This is a genomic window from Enterobacter sp. Ap-1006 (assembly GCF_011752835.1).
GTDB lineage: Bacteria > Pseudomonadota > Gammaproteobacteria > Enterobacterales > Enterobacteriaceae > Cedecea.
Genome location: NZ_VWWU01000006.1, coordinates 266,246 through 284,546 on the forward strand (window position 1 = coordinate 266,246; position 18,301 = coordinate 284,546).

Sequence of the window (18,301 nt, forward strand, 5' to 3'; positions counted from 1 at the left end):
CTTACCTCTCCTGATGCTGGTCTACCTGACTAAAAGATAGTTCAGCGTGACCGAAACGACATCAGGGGAGGCGAATCAGAACGTTTTCCAGGTTTTCGAAGGGGACAGGGCGCGACAGAAAATAACCTTGTGCCGCATAAGCAGGTGAAGATTGAACATCTCGCCATTCTTCAACCGTTTCAATGCCTTCTACAATCACACCCTTGCAGTAGCGGTTCATTAATTGCAGCAGCATGGTAAATAAATTCCGCCCTTCATCGCTTTTTCGTAGCATGATGAAAAGCTCGCGCGCCACTTTGATATAGTCGTAGCGGACTTCGCTCAGCGCGGAGAAGTTAGCCAGGCCGGTACCAAAATCATCAAGCCAGAGCGGGCCAAACTCGTGCATGCCGGCCAGCGTTGCCGCCTGCGGCAGGTTAATGTGCTCCACAAGTTCAAAACGTACCCACGGCAGTTTGGCGATCAGATCAAGAATCGGCTGATGCTGCTTCATGGCAATTAAAGTGGGGCCATCGACGTTCACCGAGGCCAGTATGCCGTGACCGATGAAGATCTGCGCCCAGTCTTCCAGCAGACGCAGTTGCTCTTCCACCACCGCAAGACGCTGGCGGCTGGGGATCGCAGAGAAATAGCGGTCAGGCGGGATACGTACGTCAGCCTCAGCAGGATGCGTGACCACCGTCAGCAGTTCAACTGCCATCAATTTTCCGTCTGTTTTGTAAATCGGCTGAAAGGTGTAGCGGCGCTGGCATTGCAGCCAGAATCGTCGCTCCTGCAAACTTTCAACGCTCGCCTCAAGCGTATGCAGCCGGTGAGTGATCTGCTTCAACTTCATCTGTACATCCTGTTTGCCCTGATAACGCTACATGGCTCGTCGAAAGGTTATCGGCGTCGTAATAGAGAACTTTATGCTCGCTTTCGCAGCAAAATGCGCCGAAGCGATTTTTGTCACAATCACAATAACCTGGCGTACATCAAATATTTTCAAAACGCCGTTTTAAAATGTTTGACTCACTTTTCGCCACGGCGGAGAATGCGAAAAACAGCGTTTTTGTTCATTTAACCGCCAGGTCTCTTATGCTCACTCAGAAAATTGCCGTGATCGGCGAATGCATGATCGAACTGTCTCAAAGTGGGGCCCAGCTGCATCGCGGCTTCGGAGGCGATACCTTAAATACCTCGGTTTACCTCGCCCGCCAGGTCAGCGAAGGCGCGCTGGAAGTGCATTATGTCACCGCACTCGGCGAGGACAGTTTTAGCCAGCAAATGCTGGACACCTGGCAACGGGAACACCTGCACACGGCATTGATTCAGCGCCTGGAGCACCGCCTTCCGGGCCTGTATTACATCGAGACCGATAGCCACGGTGAGCGAACGTTCTACTACTGGCGTAACGAAGCAGCGGCGCGGTTCTGGCTGGAAAGCGAGCGTTCAGACGAAATATGTGCGGAACTGGCCCGGTTTGATTATCTCTACCTGAGCGGCATTAGCCTGGCCATCCTCAATAACGCCAGCCGGGAGAAGCTTTTCGCGATGCTGAAGCAGGCCAGAGCGAACGGCTGCAAAGTCATTTTCGACAATAACTATCGGCCACGCTTATGGACCAGCCCGGAAGAGACACAGCGTGTTTACCGGCAAATGCTGGCCTGCACGGATATTGCGTTTCTGACGCTGGACGACGAAGACGCGCTATGGGGCGTAGTCCCGGCAGAGGAAGTGATTCGCCGGACGCATGCTGCTGGCGTAGAAGAAGTGGTTATCAAACGAGGCGCTGAGTCTTGCCTGGTCTCGGTCAGCGGCGAGGATCTACTCGACGTCCCGGCGCTTCGTCTGGCAAAAGAAAAAATCGTGGACACCACCGCGGCAGGAGATTCCTTTAGCGCGGGTTATCTGGCGGTGCGTTTAATCGGGGGTACAGCAGAAGAAGCCGCGAAACGCGGCCATTTGACCGCGGGCACGGTGATTCAATATCGCGGGGCGATTATCCCGCTGGATGCAATGCCCAAATAAGATGACCCTCACCCTAACCCTCTCCCTGGAAGGGAGAGGGGACGAGAAGAAAATGTCTGCGCAAGTTCCTCCTCTCCCTTGTGGGGAGAGGGCCGGTGTGAGGGGCAATCCCACCGCTAAGAAGCCGGTGGAATATCCGAAACTTCCGGCTTAGGATCGTCGGTCACCGGCGGCGGCGCAGCCGGCACCATCACCTTATCCCACGTCTCTTTCAGCTCCTTCATGTTGTACTCAGGCTCGCCTTTAGGCTGCAGCAGCACCATCGACATCTCCTGAGACAGCTGCTGACGCAGATCCTGATTGAGCATCGACACGGTCAGGCTGTCGAGGAAGTCCTGCCGGAGCTTCTGATACTGCTCAGGTGCAATATCAACTACCTGATTCTGCAGCGAACGCAAACGCTGGCTGATCAGCACGTCGGTGTCGGTACGCGCGTAGGTAGCAAACAGCTTCGTCAGCTCATTCTTTTTCTGCGCTATCAACGCGTCGAATTCTTCCTGAGACAACCCCTTATCGCGCACTCTCAACAGTTCACGCCCGACACTGGTAAGGCTGGTGTTCAGCTTATCGTTCGGGGATTCAATGTTGATCCCGCACTGAGCGCGCAGATAAAGCACGCGGCAATCAAAGCTCAGATTGAGGTCTTTAACGCCATTTTTGCTCAGGCTTTGCTGCACATTCCAGAACAGCGCTTCACGGGCCAGGTCGGCACGCCAGTAGCGCAGCAGCGCCGCAGACTCACGAATCGGCTGCCAGCTGTTGTCCCACATCAGGGACAACCTGTCCTGACGCACGCTGTCGGTCATCAGGCTCACCGGCTCAGGGTTAAGCGGGGAAAGCGTTGGCACAGGCGCAGGCGTGTCGCGCTTGCCTTTTAGCTCACCGAAGGTTTTGTTGATTTGCTCCGCCACGCTGCGGCTATCCACGTTACCCACCACGATGAGGGTCATGGCATCCGGGGTGTACCACTTGTCGTAAAACGCTTTCAGCTGCGCGGCATCAACCGGGCGCTTGAGATTATCAGCCGGATCGTGGCCAAGCAGCGTGGAGCCTTTCAGGCGGTAGCGCCACCAGCTGTCTTTGGTGTTCATCGGCCAGGTCGCGACCATATCCGGCACATGCAGTGCCGCGGTGACGGTTGCCGGTGTCACGGCCAGCGACCCAATATTGGTCGACATAAACGTCAGCGCTTCTTTCAGCAAATCATTGCGGTTATTAGGCAAGCTTAAGTTAAACAGCGTGAAGTCATAGGAGACAATAGCCGGAGGAAGTGGACGCTCCGGGTCGCTGCTTTGGTGCCATAACGAACGCGCCTGGCTCGTCGGCAGACCGCCGGTCTGCGTCAACAGCATGCGCGGTAAAAAGTGGCTGTAACCGCTTTGTTGGGCGGTCTCTGTGAGTGAACCGCTATTCACCATCAGGCGAATTTCAACGCGATCACTTGGGCGCTGGGGGGTGGCCAAAACCTGCCACTGGAAGCCGTTAGAAAGCGTTCCCTGTTGCCAGGCCGGGTCCGGCTGGAGCGCTTCTGCCTGCACGTTGCTGGCCGTTGCGGCTAATAGCAACCCGCCAGCTAAAAGTCGAATCTTGGTGCCCTGCATGTGAACCCCTAAAAACAATCCTGGTTAAAAGTAGCACATCGGCGCGGCATTCGACGTCCGCAGACCGACATAGGTGACGTTTCACCAATCCGTTTGACCGCATTTCTGCGAAAACGTCACGTAAGAAAGTGAAAAATAGAGAATGTTGAATGTTTAGGAAGGTAATTATGCAGAGTCGCCCGCAGCGAGGGCAAGTCGCTGCGGGCAATTGGTCGGATTAGTGGGAGACTTCGGTCACTTTTTTGTCAGATTTTGGATTATCCAGCTGCTGATGAAGTTGCTTTTCATCCAGCTGTTTTACCCATTTCGCGACAACGACGGTCGCCACGCCGTTACCGACCAGGTTGGTCAGCGCGCGCGCTTCGGACATGAAACGGTCGATACCCAGAATCAGCGCCAGACCGGCAACCGGCAGATGGCCTACCGCAGAAATGGTTGCCGCCAGCACGATAAAGCCGCTTCCCGTCACGCCTGCAGCCCCTTTAGAAGAGAGCAGCAGCACAACCAACAGCGTGATCTGATGGAAGATATCCATGTGGCTGTTGGTCGCCTGAGCGATAAACACCGCCGCCATTGTCAGGTAAATCGAGGTGCCGTCCAGGTTGAAGGAGTAGCCGGTTGGAATGACCAGGCCCACAACGGATTTACGGCAGCCCAGCTTCTCCATCTTATCGAGCATACGCGGCAGAACGGACTCGGAAGACGATGTCCCCAGTACAATCAGCAGCTCTTCTTTGATATAGCGAATGAACTTGAAGATGCTAAAACCCGTTGCGCGGGCGATGGAGCCCAGGACCAGAATCACAAACAGCAGGCAGGTGATGTAGAAACAGACGATCAACTGGCCCAGCTGCACCAGAGAACCTACGCCGTACTTACCGATGGTGAACGCCATGGCCCCAAACGCCCCGATAGGCGCCAGGCGCATGATCATATTGATGATGCCGAAGATAACCTGAGAGAAGCTTTCGATGACGTTAAAGATCATCTGCCCCTTGTGGCCCAGGCGATGCAGGGCAAAGCCAAACAGAACGGCAAACAGCAGCACCTGCAGGATATTCCCGCTGGCAAACGCACCAATCACGCTACCTGGGATCACGTCCAGCAAGAAGGCAATAACGCCCTGCTGCTGAGCTTGTTCAGCGTAAACCGCAACCGCTTTGGCATCCAGCGTCGCCGGGTCCACGTTCATGCCGGCGCCTGGCTGCAGCACGTTAACCACAACCAGCCCGATAATCAGCGCAATCGTGCTGACAATTTCAAAATAAAGTAACGCTACCGCGCCTGTACGGCCTACGGCTTTCATGCTTTCCATGCCAGCGATCCCGGTCACCACGGTGCAGAAGATGACGGGCGCGATAATCATTTTAATCAGTTTAACGAACGCGTCGCCAAACGGTTTCATTTGGGCACCCAATTCCGGGTAAAAGTGACCCAGCAAAATGCCGATGGCAATTGCGGTCAGCACCTGAAAATACAGACTTTTGAAGAGTGAGGTTTTCATTAGAGTATCCTTGGACGGAGAGTAACCGCAGCCCCGGCTCAGGAACCGGTATGACTGCGGCACTCAACATATCACCCTAAAAAAAACGCAGAAGTGGCCTGGATCGATTTTGTTAATGGAACTGTTAAAAACTTGAACTGAACCGATCCAGCTCTTAACATTTGTAACTATTGTTTTTCATTTACGCAGTAAGAAATTCACGTTCAAACTGCTCGAGGGTGCGCGCTTTGGCATACAGGAACCCCTGGGCGTAGATAACTCCCTGCTGCACCAGCCACTCGCGCTGCGCTTCTTGTTCCACGCCTTCCGCCACCACTTTCAGATCCAGGGCTTTGGCCATCGCGATAATCACGCCCACCATCGCGTTATCTTCCGGCAGCCCTTCGATGAAGCTTTTGTCTATCTTCAGCACGTCAATCGGCAGCGCTTTCATGTGGTGCAGATGGTGCAGGCTGGCGTAACCCATACCAAAATCATCCAGCGCAATACGCACCCCGGCCTGGCGGAGCGGCCGCAGGATATTGACCGCCGCCTGTGGATCATCAATGCGGCGGCTCTCGGTAACTTCAAGAATCAGCGTGCCGGGCTGGATTCGGTAACGTCTGAGCAGCTCCAGGAGCGAAGGCACCATGGCTTCATGCAGCAGCTGGAGCGCGGAGAGGTTGACGCACAGCGGCAGCGTAACGCCCCGGCTTTGCCAGGCAGACAGCGTGCGACAGGACTCCTCGAGGATCCAGCTACCGACGGTAATCATCAGCCCGCAGGCTTCAATACGCTCAATCAGCCCTTCCGGCAGGCTCCAGCTACCGTCAGCCTGGCGCTGGCGCAGCAGGACTTCGGCACTGACCACGCTCCCGTCACGCATATCCACCTGCGGCTGTAGCCAGATAGCAAAATGATGCTTCTCAAGCGCATTCAAAATATCGTGCTCTTCGGTCAGGCGCTGCTGGGCTATCTCCATCTGATCGGGGTCGAAGAACTGAATTTGGTTTTTCCCGAAGCGGCGAGCCGCAAGCGTTGCCGAAGCCGCCCGGCGATAAAGCTGTTCTGCATCGAGGCCCCCTCTGAACATCGCAATGCCAATGCTGGCGGTCGGTTTCAGTTGCAATGCCTGAACGGGCAAACGGGCGTTGAGCGTTTCCATGATTTTCTGTGCCAGCGTCATGGCATTCCACGGGTCGCTGACGCCATAGAGCAGCAGCCCAAAATCATTCTGACTGAGCTGGGCCAGCACCGCGTTGGTCGGCAACACGGGTTTAATTTTCTCGACCAGCGTCAACAGCAGCATCTCGCGCTGCTCTTCGTTCAGCACGCCGGCCGCATCCTGGAGCGTTTCGCTCCCGATTAACATCAACGCACCGCGTTTCTCGTTCGCCACCATCTGCTCAATCAGCGCCATCAGCAGCGCCTTATTTGGCAGCTCCGTGACCGGATGATGGGTACTCAACGCGTTCATTTGCTTCTGAAGACGTTGGGCAACCTGCTGATTGCGGTTATAGCTGCGTACCAGCATGCCAATCTCATCGTCATGGTGCAGCGGCGGCAGCGTGAGCTGGTGCTCACCCGCTTGCTGAGGATTCAGGTTATCCAGCTCGCGGCTAATCTTGCGGATCGGATGCACCACCAGCCGGTTAATGCACCAGCTGATCGCCACGGTCAAAATCAGCGCCAGCAGCAAATAGGTGGTCAGCAGAGTGGAAATCGTGCTGATGATAATGCGGTACATGCGCCAGGAATCAGCCTGTAGCACCAGGTAAGCCAGCGGCTGTGGGTTTGCCGGGCGTTCGAGGGAATAAAGCGGCAGGGAAATCTGCACCGGCAGCTCAAACACGCGGGTAATGAGCATCGGGATTTGGTGCTCCGGCATAAAGCTAATGCGAAGCGCCTGGAACTGATTGGGCAGCACGACGTCGGCTCGGCTGATGATGCCCGAAGGTTGGATCTGCTGAAGAATAGCCTCGGCCTGCGGAATATCCGCCCGCAAAATGGCCTCAGACAGCGGAAGACGCACGGAGTGGGCGATTTTCTCCATTTGCGTGGCGGTGTCGTAGCGGTTTTGCTGCACAAAATGGAACAGCTGAATGACGATAAAAATGAAAATAAACGCCAGGGCCACGGCTGACACCATCGCCATCTGTTTTATCGTTAGGGAACGACTGACTCGCAAGCTGACTCTCCGCTTTTGCTTAACCTGCGCCACGCCCGGCATCAGGATATTCTTATGCCCGCAGAGTATACTGCATTGCCGCTCTTTTTAATCCTGACCTCAGGAGAATCGGGTAATTCTGCATTTATGGGCAACTTTGCGCCGAATTCTGAGTAAAAAAACACAAACGGCGGGCTAACCCGCCGCTCTGCGTCACCGCTAATCAGAAGTCCGCGTAAGGCACCAGCGGCTGCGGCGGCATATCCATATCGCCCTGCCAGCCCGCCATGGAGTAGCGCACGAAAATCAACGCGTGGCTTGGGGTGTAGTCCTTGGCCTGCTGAATATCAATCCCGGCACCGATTGACCAGTGCGAGTTGATCCGCCGTTCAACCAGCGCTCTGGCCGTATAACCGAAACCATTGCTGCTGCTGCCCGAGAAGGTGTCATTGCGGTCCGGGTAAGCATAGGGATCTTCCGGGTAGGGGTTCGTGTTATTTGGCACGAGGTTACGCAGCGGATAGCGCTGGCCCGCATTGCTGTGGGAGTAAGACCAGGAGCCGGAAGCACCCAGTTCCCAGGACCAGTTTTCGGTGCGTTTACGCCAGATGACCGGCACGGCAAACGACACGTATTTTTGCGGGCTGTAATAGCCGCCCTGGCCGAGGAAGTAGTCGCTGAGGTCTTTTTCGTAGTGCCAGACCATATTGGTCAGGCCCACGGTTAGCCGCTGATTATTCTCGTTAATCAGCTTGTAGTAGTAGCCCGTCATCCAGCGCACGCGCCAGTTATCGGCCACGTTTTTACCGGTCAGCGTGTCCGCGCTCAGGCTGGACCAGACGCCGTTAGCTTCGCCCTTGTCGTAGCTCAGGCTGATACCGCCGCCGTTAGCGCGAACGCCACCCCACACTTTATTGGTATTCGGATCCCGCTGCCCGCCGAAGGAGAGCAGCGAGCTGGAGATAGGCCGACGATGCGCATTGACGGTATAGCCAATTGGCCCGAGGTCGTTGCTGTAGCTTACGCCACCCACGACATCCACGACGTCAAAGCCCATCGGCGTGGTGCCAATGTCCGTTTGCCAGGTATTGTTTTTCCAGCCAACGGCCACGCTTGCGCCGTTGCCACTCTGATTTGTGTTGCCGAAACAGTTGTGCTGCGCACAGGTGCCCCAGCGCTCGTTGTAACCCCCGCCGTTATCTTTGAACGAGCCAGCACTCATATTCACCAGATCGGTACGGAACCACATCCGCCCGTCGCTAAGCGGAGCGTCCACCTGCAGCATCGTGGTATGCGCTTTCAGATCGGAGTAACCCGGCGTGCCGCTTGAGCCCCAGTATTCGTGGTCAAGCGTCACGTTTACATCCTGCTGGCGGTAAAGATCGGCGGCATCGCTGCGCACGCCCCGCTTCAGCCAGTCGTCTTTCTCATCGTTGCGGGTCAGGCGAGTGAAGGTGTCGTTATCCTGCGGGCGCTGCTGGGTAACCCCCGAGGAGACCATAGCGTCTTTGTAAGTCTCCAGCGCCTGCTGCGGCTGGCCGCTGGCGGCCTGGAAACGCGCGGCATCACGCATCACCAGCGCGCTTTCCATCGACGGCGGCTGGCTTTTCGCCGCAACCAGAATTGGCGCGTAGGTTTGCGCGGCTTTTTCGTTGTCGCCCAGGGCAGCCCAGGCGTTCGCCACGCGGCGTTGCGTATTGATGGACGGTGTTTCACCCACAGGTGCTTTCTGCAGCTTCGCTAGCAGATCGCGGGCCTGAGGTTTATCCCCCTCGGCAATCAGCACCTCGGTTAACCCTAACAGCGCATCTTCGTTGCCGGGTGAACGCTGCAGGACTTTCTGATACTGCGCTTTCGCCGTGGGGCGATCGCCACGTTCGGCGGCCCAGTCGGCCAGCGTTAAGTCGACGCGATCGGACGGCGTCTGCTGCTGAAGCAGCGCAATGGCGTCTTTTTCTTTGCCGCTGTCCCGCAGCCGGTTAGCCGTTTGCATCACTTCGTTAAACTGCAGCCGGTCAGCAAGCTCATGAATATTGTTGGTCCACTGCGCTTTGGGCAGCGTATTGAGGTGGCTTAGCGCCGCCGCATCGTGATTATTGCCTGAGAGATAAAGGCCGTAAGCGAAGACCTGCTCCGGGTCGCCGGGCTTACGCTGGGCCAGGCCGCGCATCAGGCTGTCTGCCTCGCTGTGTTTTCCGGCGGCATAGAGATCGTTCGACAGGCGGTAGGTTATCCACACGCTGTCCGGGTCGAGTTTGAGCCGCTGGCGCTGGATCTCTGCCGCTTTTGCCCACTGCCCCTGGCTTTCCAGCGCGGTGGCCTGCTGCTCCAGCCGCTCGCCGGCCAGGCTACGTTCAATATCATCAATACTTTTGCGTTGGCTGGCCGAAAGGCTCTGAATATACGCCGTTGCACGCGCCGGCGACTGGCGGCGATAGACGTTCGCCAGGCCACGAATCGCATTGCTATTCCCGCGATCCATGCGCAGCGCCTGCTGATAATAACGCTCCGCGCTGGCATCATCTTTTTTGGCAACGGCCACATCGCCAAAGCCCAGCACCGCGTAGCTGTCGGTGTTATCCACCCTCTGCGCCTGCTGGTACTTCTGCAGCGCGGCGTCCGGGTTATTGGCTTTGAGCTGAGCATCACCTTGTTCAATCAACAGCCAGTAGCGGTTGGTTTTTAACAAGCTGTCCCACTTGCCCCGGTTGTCGCTTTGCGGGTCCATCTGAATGGCTTTCTCAAACTGCTGTACCGCGAGGGCGCGTTTTCCCTGCTGAGAATAAGCCTGCCCCAGGGCGCCAACCACTTCGCTATCGTTTTGCTTCGAGCTTAACGCCTCTTTCAGCTGCGGAATGGCCTGGTTCCCGCGACCACCGCCCACGTCTTCCAGCCCTTTTGCCCGGGCGAGGAAAGCCGGGTCAGACAACTGTTTTTGCTGCTGCGCGAGCCTGTCACGCGCAGTGGCCACCGTATCGCCTTCGGTGAAGACATTAAGAAAACGCTGCAGGGCCGCGACGCTTTGTGGCCCTGTCGGTAAGTTGCTGATTTGGCCATACCATAAAGCCGCCGCGTCTTCCCGGCTGCCGTTGGATTTCGCCATTTGCTCAAGCACCTGATAAGCCTCGGCGCTGCGGCCGTTGGCAAACATCAGCCGCGCCAGATTGCCACGCAGTTCGCCGTTCCCCGGCGCAGCGGCATCCAGCGCTTTCAGTTTATCGATCGCCTGGTTGGTGGTTGCCGGGCGCTTCGCCATCAGCATCCAGTATTCAATCGCTAAATCCCCTTCGGGCGGATTGCCGTCAAACAGCTTTTCATAGGCGGCAATAGCCTGTTCGGTATGCCCGCTCGTCGCTAATAAACGGGCCTGCTGCAGCTGCTGGCGGCCATCCGCGCCGGTCAGCATCATCGTGACCTGCGACTGTTTATATTCGGCGGAGCCGGGGGCCAGTTTTGCCAGACGCTCAAGCTGTGCTTTCGCCCCGGCGTTATCCCCCTGGCGCAGCAGGTAGCGCATTCGGGCCGCAATCACGTCCGGATCGTCCGGTGCCATCAGCTCCAGCCTGGACAGCGACTGCCGCACAATATCTTCGCGTTTGCTGGCCTCACCCATCTTCACTTGCTCCAGCAACTGCTGGTGGGGCGTCAACGCGGCCTGAGCCATCGGCATCAGCGCCATGCCCAATGAGAGAGTGACGAAACTTAATGAGAACTTGCGCATACCTGACCCCAGCTAGGGATTAATTCACCCCGAGAATTGAAGCGAAAACGATTTTGATCCCATCCCTGACCAAAGAGCGTTAAAACATAGCTGTAATAGGCATCAGCCTGGGGGAAATTATCTTTCACCCGCTGACGCTGCACGTCCCGTGCTTCGCTATCCTGTAAAAAAGGCAGCATGGCGGCGGAGAATCCCACCGGGCCATTGCCCTGAACGCTGCCGGTTTGCACATCGACTTTTTCCGGCGGCAAACCTTGTTTGATGGTGATATCTGCCATGGGCTGGAAGGCCTTCAGCAGCGCGGCTTTATGCGGCGCGTCGTCGGCCATCATGCCAATCCACATGTAGACGCGGATTGAGTCATAGCTGCCGCTGCGGGCGTCGTCGGTCTGGAACTGCCAGCCTTTGCCTTCACGCCAGTCGGCCCAGTTGGGTGAAAATCCTTTGGGTGCGGTTTCAAGCAGTAATCTTTGGTTTGCCACCTGCATGGCCGACCAGGGGCCGCGGTAACGCACCATTCGCTGCAGTACCTGCGGCGGGAGGTAGCTTGGATTCAGCCGCCAGTCAGGAGAATGATTAAACCCCACTCGCCCCGGCAACAGTGAAAATCCCAGCCCCGGGATTTTAATCACTTCCTCTTTCGCCACGCGCTTCAGCAGCTTTTCACCGAGGCGGCTATAGGCAGGCTCATGCCACAGACGCCCCGCTTCAAGCAGGCTCCAGACAATCCACATATCGGCATCGGAGGCGGAGTTGCTGTCTAAAACCGTCCACGCATCTTTGTCGTTTTTGCCCCACAGCCAGGCGGGAAGATTGTCTTTCAGCGCCCCCTGAGCGAGGTTGTTTTCCGTCCAGAGCAGCAGCTTGTCGAACATCGCCCGATCGTTGGCCACCAGCGCAAAGAAAAGCGCGTAGCTCTGCCCTTCAGAAGTGGTGATTTTGCGCTCATCGCTGGGATCGATCACCCGGCCCTGGTCGCTGACATAGCTGGCTTTAAACTGCTCCCAGGCAGGCCAGCTACAGGCGGCCTGCCCGGAAACGGTTGTCAGCATCAGCCCGACCATCAGCAGTACGGCGCTGATTTTCATCGTAATTACTCGTCTTCTGGATCGATACGGCGGCGGCTAAGGATGCGCAGGATACACCACAGCACCCAGGCCAACAGCACGACGCTTATCGCGGCGAAGATAGCCAGCAGCACCGGATGGTTCGACAGCGCGTACCAGATGCGCTCGAACCACGGCAGGTGGCCCACATAGTAAATATCGCCGACGCGCAGGCTATCCACGCCGGATTCACGAATCACCGCTACCGACCCGGAAATCGCCGCCCGTTTGCCGCTGTCGTTGAGCGCATTGTTCAGCAGCTCGTAACCTCGCGGGCTGTCGGCCAGTAAAGCAAGGACGCTGCGCTGGTCGTTATACGGCGACTGGAAGCCGACGATCGCGGCCATGGCGCCTTTGGAGGTGACCTCCGTTTGCGTATCCGCCGCGCGATCTTTTGGATCGGAAACGCCGTTCAGCAGCGGAGTCTGGCGAACCGGAGTTTTCACCCAGCTTTGCGTGGCTTCAACCAGCAGATCGATACGTTTGTCATCTTTCATCGTTGGCGGAATAGTGCCGATGATCATGATATCCGCATCTTTGCCCTGAATGGTGCTGCCATCATCCGTCAGGCCCACGTTTACGGCAGGGAAGCCGGTTTGTGAACCAATGGTGCCAAGCGCGTCCAGCAGCGCAGTCACCTGAGCCGGGTTAGGTTCTTTGCTGATCACCACGATAGTTTGCGAGAGATCGGCCATGCGGCTGAACGGGAAGCCCGCATTCGCAAAGGTGCGCAGATCCGGCATGGCAATAAAGTGGTGGTAGTTAGAGAAGTCGATGGTTGACTCATCTTCCACCACGACGTGGTTTTGGACCGGCTGGAACGTAATACAGTTCTCTATCGAGCCGCCAGGCATCGGGTTCATATACGAGAAGTCAAAGCGCAGCTGGTTGGCGGCGCCCAGACGCAGCGCGGGAATCGACACATCCGTTTTGCCGTCCAGCAGGCCCTGCAGCACCGGCAGGCGCAGCAGCAGCTTATTGTTCTCTTCGCTCGGCGTCAGGTTGAACGACTGCAGGAACTGGTTGTTCAGGCTAATGTCCATGCGCGAGCTGTCTTTCATCGCCGGTGCGGTGTAGCGATACTTCAGGTTGAGATCGATGCCGTTACTGCGCAGCAGATAGAGATCGGGCGGCAGATTCATCGTCACGCTAATGGCGCTCGGCTCCTGGCCACTGGACTGCAGCTGCTCCTGGTAAGTTTTCATCTCGCCCAGCGTTACCGGCCGGTCAGTTCTCACCCAGTTTGGTGCATCGTAAGGTTCGCGTGGCTGCAAGGGCTTCACGTCATCCACGGTGACGCTGCTGCCGCGGAACAGGATATTCCCCTGGGCAATGCCTTTTGCCGCCTGCACGAGGTCTTTATCATCACGGCCCATCACCACCAGCAGTTTGACGTACGGATTATCCGGGTGGGTCATCATCTCAACGGTTGGCGCCTGCACGGCAGGATGGTCGCGCAGGAAGTCCGGGCGCTTATCGTTGGTCGCAAAAACGATCCCGTTGCTGGCCGGCAACTGATTGAAGAGCACCGGGAAGCTCTGCCCACGCCATGCGGTACGGGAACCAAACCACGAGGCGACAATCCCGGCGGCACGCTGCTGTTCAATATCCGGGCTGGCAGCAAAAACGACAGGCAGCGTCAGCGGGCGATCGTCTCGCGAGTCGAAGAAAGGCACCGGGAAATGCGACAGATCGTTTTGAACCGGCAGGCGCTGGTAGGTCAGCGCCAGCGAGCTGCTGCGACCGACATCCATCCACAGCGTGGTGCTGGCCGGATTCTCGCAGATGTCGCGGTAGTGGCCGACAAACTCCAGCCTCACGCGGTTAAAGTCGGTGATATACAGCGGGTCAACCGGCACCTGTGCAAAGGTCTTTTTGCCCAGTTGCTCTTTGGTCACCGGCAGGACGCCCATCAGCTCGTCGTTAAGATAGACTTTAAGCTGCGACTGCACCGGCAGCAGCGAAGGTGAAGGGGTATATTCCAGGTTCAGCAGCGCTTTCGAGACGATTTCATCCCGACGCATCCCAAACTCTACCCCGCCATTCGGGTTCACGCCGGTCAACACCATGCTGCCCGGCGGCGGCGCAATTTGCGCAAAATTCAGTTTCACATCGCGGGAAGGCACATTTTCGGCGACGATGGGCGCATTTGCGCCAGGTACGCCCGGTAAGACTTGCCCAACCGTCGGGGCGCTGCCAGCGGGAGTCGCGGGAACGATCGCCTCGGTTGAACCCGGCGCAGGCGTAACCACCGCCTGATTTGCCGTCGCCACGGCGGGAACCGTCGGAGCCGGCGTCGAATCAGCCGAATTTGCCACTGTAACAGGCAGGGCGCTGATGCCTACCGCCGCTGCATAAAACCAGGATATTTTTCTTTTCATCGCGTTATCATCAAATTAATCAAGCTGTTGACAAACCTCAGGCGAAAGAAGAAACACCAGAGAACATCAATTCGTGATTTCAGTTGCCGGCTACAAAGAGGGAAAAACCACGCTTTTTCCCTTTTGGTGAGCAATTTCGTTAAGCCAGGGCAGACAAAGTCCGCCGTTTTGCTGGTTCGACCGTCGGGCTGTGCGGAATAAACGACACAATCCAGTCCACCAGCGTGGTGATCGCGTGGAAAACAAACTTCAATGACGGTGGAGCGAACTCCGCAAGGTGCCGGTAACCCCGGAATCCAAGCTTGAGAATATCCACCAGACTTTCCAGCGGCTTATCCTCAGGGAAACTGTCCTGCCACAGCGCCCAGGTATCGGCGCGGGCAAAAGTACACTGAATAAAATCGATATGCTGTTTGGTGGTCATCTGCGCCAGCTGCAGGCCGACTTCATCGCCAAAGACACGCATCACCTGAGCCGGGAAGAAGAACTCCTGTGCCCCACGCTTCAACAGCAGGTTCACTTTCTGCCCTTCCAGCACCTGAGTCGGACCATGAATCTTGATCCCTACCCCGCCGTCTGAGTAGTCATGCACGGTGCACGGGAAGAGGTGACCATCTTCACGCGCCAGCGCGGCCGGCATGGCGATTTCAACGCGGTGCGCTCGCCGGACCTGCTTACTCTCCACGGAAACGGCCACCGCGCCGCCCAGTATTATCAAGTTGTAGAACACCCACAGCAGACTCACCACCACCGTTAGCGCTTCGTTTTCCGGGCCGTAGAAGAAGCGCCATGCCCCAAAGGCAACCCCCAGCAGGTTAATCAGGACTAAAATCAGGTACGGACGCGTGATGACCCAATCCACATATTCGTTTTCAACCAGCCCGCCCTTGGCGGTCACGTTGAACTTCCCTTTGTGCGGATTAAACAAGGCCACCAGCGTAGGCTGAGCGATGTACCAGGCCAGTACCGTTTCGTAAATCTCACTCCAGAAAGAGTGGCGATATTTGCCCTGAATTTTGGAGTTGGTCAGGCTGGCGTGGATCATGTGCGGCAAAACAAACAGCGCAATCATGATGGCCGGGGCGTAAATGATATAGGCGTGTAACAACAGGAATGCCAGAGGCGCCGTCAGGAAGATAAGCCGCGGGATCCCCGACAGGAAATGGAACATGGCGTTGGCATAACAGAGCCGCTGGGCAAACTTCAGCCCCTTGCCGAAGAACGGGTTATCGAGACGGAATATCTGCGTCATCCCTCGCGCCCAGCGAATACGCTGCCCAATGTGCGCGGAAAGGCTTTCCGTTGCCAGTCCTGCAGCCTGCGGAATACGCAGATACGCCGAAGTGTAACCCCGGCGGTGCAAACGCAGCGATGTGTGGGCATCTTCGGTCACGGTTTCAACGGCAATACCGCCAATTTCATCCAGCGGCCCGCGTCGAATCACAGCACAAGAGCCGCAGAAGAATGTGGCATCCCACATATCATTCCCGTCCTGCACCAGCCCGTAGAACAGCGTCCCTTCGTTAGGCGTTTTACGGAAACGCCCCAGGTTGCGCTCGAACGGGTCAGGCGAGAAGAAATGGTGCGGAGTCTGCATCATCGCCAGCGATTGTTCTTTGAAGAACCAGCCCATGGTTAGCTGCAGGAAGGAGCGTGTGGGCACGTGGTCGCAGTCGAAGATAGCGACAAAATCGCCCTTCGCGTGCTTCAGCGCGTTGTTGATGTTCCCCGCCTTTGCGTGCTCGTGCGTCGGACGGGCGATATAGTTAACCCCGACCATATCGGCAAACTGCTTAAACTCGTCGCGCCCGCCGTCATCCAGAATCCAGATATTCAGCTTGTCCTTCGGCCAGTCAATGCCCAGTGAGGCATAAATCGTCCCCTTCACGACGTGCAACTCTTCGTTGTAGGTCGGCACAAAAATATCCACCACCGGCCAGGTGCTTATGTCTTTTGGCATCGGCACCGGCTGGCGGTTAAGCGGCCACACCACCTGGAAATACCCCATCACCAGCACCAGCCAGGCGTAGGTCTCGGCAAACAGCAGCCCCAGACCGAAGACAAGGCTGAGCGGATCGTTCCAGTTCAGGGTCGAAGTGTAGCGCCACCAGATGTAGCGGCAGGAAACGGTGAGCGACAGCACAATCAGCATCAAGGCAGAGAAACGCCCCGGTAAACGCCGAACGATCAGGGCCACGCCCCATAACAGCATCAGGAAAATAAACTGTGACAGCGGGTTAAACGGCTGAGTAATACAAAGCAGAGCAAGAATGGCCGAAAACACAACTATCACGCCCAGAATGATCCGCCGGGTTGTGTGGTTGATATGGCTTAATTCTTTCTTTTCATCGAGATGCTGCGTCCGGTTGCTAATGTTTTCCGGCAGCTTATCAAGCCAGCCGTGCCAGCTATCACGCCAGGCCTGCATCCGGCCAAAAGAGCGTATCCGCGGACGCCCGGCTTGCTTACTGGCGCGGAGCAACAGCCACAGGCTTTGGATACCGTAACGCACCACGTCCAGCGGGCGCGGCCTGTCTGGATTGATATGCGGGTAGAACCGATCATGCCCGGCGCGTATGCGCTGCCAGCGGGGGCCTTCAAGCGGCAGAAAAACCCAGGCAAGAATCAAGACGATGCAGCCCAGCATCGCACTGAACATCGGGGCACCGTTGCGGCGAAAAGTACGATAACGCTCACCCAACCGCTGGCTGGCAGCGGGGAGTAACAGCCAGGAGGCCAGATGACTCATGCCTTCTTCCCTGCAAGGTTCAACAGGCACCAGTTGGCGAGCGTCATGATTTCCTCGGCAATCAATGAATCCGGACGGTATTCGCCCAGAGGCTGTTTTACCGCCGCACTTTCGGCCATCGCCTCATCCCGGTGAAGAATAATGGGGATCATCGTGCGCTGACTTTGCAGCCAAATTTGGTAGATATCATCCTGCAGCTGACTGGCCACCTGCAGATAGTTCACCAGAATATGCGCCCCTTGAGGCAAAGCCTGCTGGTGCAAACGAATATGGCAGTTGGTGTCCGGTTTAACCACCGTCACCACGCTGTCGGTTTGCGCCAAAATCTGGCGGGTCAGGGCGTTAAAGCCGTGGGGCAAGTCCAGTAATATCCACTGGTATCGCTGGCTCGCTTTCAGGTCAGCAAGAAAATGGCTGAAGTTACCAAGGGCTTTTTCCACCGTGTCGAACGTTTCATGCTCAGCCGGGCTGAGCTGGCCAAACGGCAGCACGTCGAGATGGCTGGTATAGCGCCATGCGCATTTGCGCCAGTCTTCGTTATCCAGCATGGCCCGCGCCCAGCCCTTTGGCTCTGCGAAATCAATATTATAAAACAGACGCAGCAGGTTATCTGGCGAGATATCCACCACCAGCACCGATTCCCCAAGTTGCTGCAACGACCAACCAAGCGCCGCGGTAATAGACGTCGTCCCTACGCCACCACGCAGCCCTTGCAACCCAATGACAGCCATCAGGCCTACTCCCTATTGTTGCGTTAATTCAGCCAGCAGCGGCCAACGTTTAATTGCCGCCGCCAGTTGTTCCTGCTGCGATATATCGGTGTAATCTATTTCGGGCAATGAAAATGCTTTACTCAGCGCCAGAAAATCATTTTGGAAGGCATAAACAAGCTTGTTTTCCTGAGCATTGCCAGTTTCTTCATCTTGCATTTTAGTTGTCATCTCTTGGTCAGATTTCGTCAGCAGTGATAACGGCAAATGCCTGGAAAACGAAAAATGTTTTACAATGCTAAAACTGATGCTGTTTATTTTCAATGGTAGGTTTCTTTCTCAGCTTACGCTAGTAAACTGACATACATACTAA

At 56.5% G+C, this 18,301-nt stretch carries 11 protein-coding genes; 1 reads left to right on the forward strand and 10 read right to left on the reverse strand.

Features of this window, described 5'->3' with window-relative positions; translation table 11 throughout:
- Positions 1-61: 61 nt before the first annotated feature.
- Positions 62-835, reverse strand: a complete 774-nt coding sequence (pdeH, locus tag F3J28_RS19085) for a cyclic-guanylate-specific phosphodiesterase (RefSeq protein ID WP_166878792.1) — start codon at positions 833-835, stop codon at positions 62-64.
- 242 nt (positions 836-1,077) lie between these two features.
- On the opposite strand from pdeH, the gene kdgK reads away from it, so the two are divergent.
- On the forward strand, positions 1,078-2,010 hold the full coding sequence (gene kdgK / locus F3J28_RS19090; RefSeq protein WP_166878795.1) for a 2-dehydro-3-deoxygluconokinase: 933 nt from the start codon (positions 1,078-1,080) through the stop codon (positions 2,008-2,010).
- 116 nt (positions 2,011-2,126) lie between these two features.
- Here the strand turns inward: kdgK and F3J28_RS19095 are convergent, their stop codons facing one another.
- The 9 genes from F3J28_RS19095 to bcsR form a co-directional block, all read right to left on the reverse strand.
- Entirely contained in the window at positions 2,127-3,611 is a 1,485-nt protein-coding gene (locus F3J28_RS19095) for a M16 family metallopeptidase (protein ID WP_166878798.1), read from the reverse strand.
- A gap of 217 nt (positions 3,612-3,828) precedes the next feature.
- Entirely contained in the window at positions 3,829-5,115 is a 1,287-nt protein-coding gene (locus tag F3J28_RS19100; protein ID WP_008460613.1) for a dicarboxylate/amino acid:cation symporter, read from the reverse strand.
- A 181-nt stretch (positions 5,116-5,296) separates the two neighbouring features.
- On the reverse strand, positions 5,297-7,282 hold the full coding sequence (gene hmsP, locus F3J28_RS19105; protein ID WP_205247248.1) for a biofilm formation regulator HmsP: 1,986 nt from the start codon (positions 7,280-7,282) through the stop codon (positions 5,297-5,299).
- 202 nt (positions 7,283-7,484) lie between these two features.
- Positions 7,485-10,982, reverse strand: a complete 3,498-nt coding sequence (gene bcsC, locus F3J28_RS19110) for a cellulose synthase complex outer membrane protein BcsC (RefSeq protein ID WP_166878804.1) — start codon at positions 10,980-10,982, stop codon at positions 7,485-7,487.
- Entirely contained in the window at positions 10,964-12,070 is a 1,107-nt protein-coding gene (gene bcsZ, locus F3J28_RS19115; protein WP_166878806.1) for a cellulose synthase complex periplasmic endoglucanase BcsZ, read from the reverse strand. Before bcsZ ends, bcsC begins: the two co-directional genes overlap by 19 nt.
- 5 nt (positions 12,071-12,075) lie before the next feature.
- Complete coding sequence (gene bcsB, locus F3J28_RS19120; RefSeq protein WP_166878808.1) at positions 12,076-14,469, reverse strand: cellulose biosynthesis cyclic di-GMP-binding regulatory protein BcsB; 2,394 nt, start codon at positions 14,467-14,469, stop codon at positions 12,076-12,078.
- Between the two features lie 139 nt (positions 14,470-14,608).
- Positions 14,609-17,218, reverse strand: a complete 2,610-nt coding sequence (gene bcsA / locus F3J28_RS19125; protein WP_166878811.1) for a UDP-forming cellulose synthase catalytic subunit — start codon at positions 17,216-17,218, stop codon at positions 14,609-14,611.
- The gene (gene bcsQ, locus F3J28_RS19130) at positions 17,215-17,949 is read right to left on the reverse strand and encodes a cellulose biosynthesis protein BcsQ (protein ID WP_166878813.1); all 735 of its coding nucleotides are present in this window, start codon (positions 17,947-17,949) and stop codon (positions 17,215-17,217) included. The genes bcsA and bcsQ overlap by 4 nt, the downstream gene beginning before the upstream one ends.
- A gap of 12 nt (positions 17,950-17,961) precedes the next feature.
- Positions 17,962-18,147, reverse strand: a complete 186-nt coding sequence (gene bcsR / locus F3J28_RS19135) for a cellulose biosynthesis protein BcsR (RefSeq protein WP_038483072.1) — start codon at positions 18,145-18,147, stop codon at positions 17,962-17,964.
- Positions 18,148-18,301: the final 154 nt, after the last annotated feature.

Coding starts and splice junctions, on each gene's coding strand:
- pdeH (WP_166878792.1), bottom strand. CDS start 835: ATGAAGTTGAAGCAGATCACTCACCGGCTGCATACGCTTGAGGCGAGC.
- kdgK (WP_166878795.1), top strand. CDS start 1,078: ATGCTCACTCAGAAAATTGCCGTGATCGGCGAATGCATGATCGAACTG.
- F3J28_RS19095 (WP_166878798.1), bottom strand. CDS start 3,611: ATGCAGGGCACCAAGATTCGACTTTTAGCTGGCGGGTTGCTATTAGCC.
- F3J28_RS19100 (WP_008460613.1), bottom strand. CDS start 5,115: ATGAAAACCTCACTCTTCAAAAGTCTGTATTTTCAGGTGCTGACCGCA.
- bcsC (WP_166878804.1), bottom strand. CDS start 10,982: ATGCGCAAGTTCTCATTAAGTTTCGTCACTCTCTCATTGGGCATGGCG.
- bcsZ (WP_166878806.1), bottom strand. CDS start 12,070: ATGAAAATCAGCGCCGTACTGCTGATGGTCGGGCTGATGCTGACAACC.
- bcsB (WP_166878808.1), bottom strand. CDS start 14,469: ATGAAAAGAAAAATATCCTGGTTTTATGCAGCGGCGGTAGGCATCAGC.
- bcsA (WP_166878811.1), bottom strand. CDS start 17,218: ATGAGTCATCTGGCCTCCTGGCTGTTACTCCCCGCTGCCAGCCAGCGG.
- bcsQ (WP_166878813.1), bottom strand. CDS start 17,949: ATGGCTGTCATTGGGTTGCAAGGGCTGCGTGGTGGCGTAGGGACGACG.
- bcsR (WP_038483072.1), bottom strand. CDS start 18,147: ATGCAAGATGAAGAAACTGGCAATGCTCAGGAAAACAAGCTTGTTTAT.